1 protein-coding gene and 1 pseudogene are annotated in these 1067 nt (G+C 32.3%); both read right to left on the reverse strand.

Annotated features, from left to right (window positions below; genetic code table 11):
- A pseudogene (locus tag CLRAG_RS17080) lies at positions 1 to 470 on the reverse strand (AAA family ATPase); the annotation flags it as partial.
- Between the two features lie 225 nt (positions 471 to 695).
- A partial coding sequence (locus CLRAG_RS17085) for a HesA/MoeB/ThiF family protein (RefSeq protein ID WP_207644831.1) occupies positions 696 to 1067 on the reverse strand: 372 nt, incomplete at its 5' end.

The following is a 1067-nucleotide window of genomic DNA, read 5'->3' on the forward strand; positions in this document are numbered from 1 at the left end:
TTATTATCTTTTATAGGTGACGCAGAACATGTCCACTTATGATATGCATTAATAAAATGATCATCTCCAGAGATTTGAACTGGCAACTTACTCTTTATAACCATGCTCATAGCATTTGTCCCAATATTTTCTTCATTCATAAAAGCTCCTGGCACCATTTTCAAAGAAAAAGCTTCTGAAAGTATTTTTTCATCACCTAACGCATTTAATATACATCCTTCTTCGTCTGTAAGTAATACAAAAAAGTTAAATTTTCTTAGAAAATTTACTAAATGTTCCATATAAGGTGCTGCAGTCAATATTAAATTTCTGTTAGCTGCAAATCTTTTTTGTAATTCAACATCATATATTATTTTTTTACTAAATACCTGATGTGGGTCAATAAGGAACTTTTTGCACCTTTTATGCGAAAGTTCTATATCTGATTTGGATACAACTACATTGCCTAATTTGCAAATAGCTGCATTCATTATAATTCCTCCAATCATAACAACAATTCCAATTCCACTTTCCATTATTATAGGAAAATTCATCTAAACTTAGTAGGAGAAACAAAATTCTAAAGAGAAAGCGATTCACTTTAAATCAAAGATTTGGGATATCTGCTTGCACACAGCGAAAGCGACTATCACCAAATCAAAGATTTGGGATATCTGCTTTTCCCACTAAACTAAGTAAGATTCATTGATAAATTTTTACCCAAGTGGAACTATGTCATACTCAGTTGAGAGAAGATCTATAAAGACCATCTTTTTTCTTAAAAGTTCTCCTCTCCCTAAAAGAATCTTTATTACTTCACTTACTTCAATTGAGGCTGCTAAAGCTGGTGTAAATGATGGATTACCCATTTCCTTTTCGATTCCTTTGGCTGTTCGCTTATCTACATTATAAATCTTGTTTAAGGTATCATCTCCTGGGAATATAGTAGTAACTTGAGCATACCATCCTGCTATAGCTCCATAAACCATTGGTATATTAAGTTTTTTACAGCTGCGTTGAAGTAACAATCTTACTGGTATGCTGTCAAGAGCATCTACTACTACATCGTGATTACTTAAAATACTGCA

The organism is Clostridium ragsdalei P11 (assembly GCF_001675165.1).
Lineage (GTDB): Bacteria > Bacillota > Clostridia > Clostridiales > Clostridiaceae > Clostridium_B > Clostridium_B ragsdalei.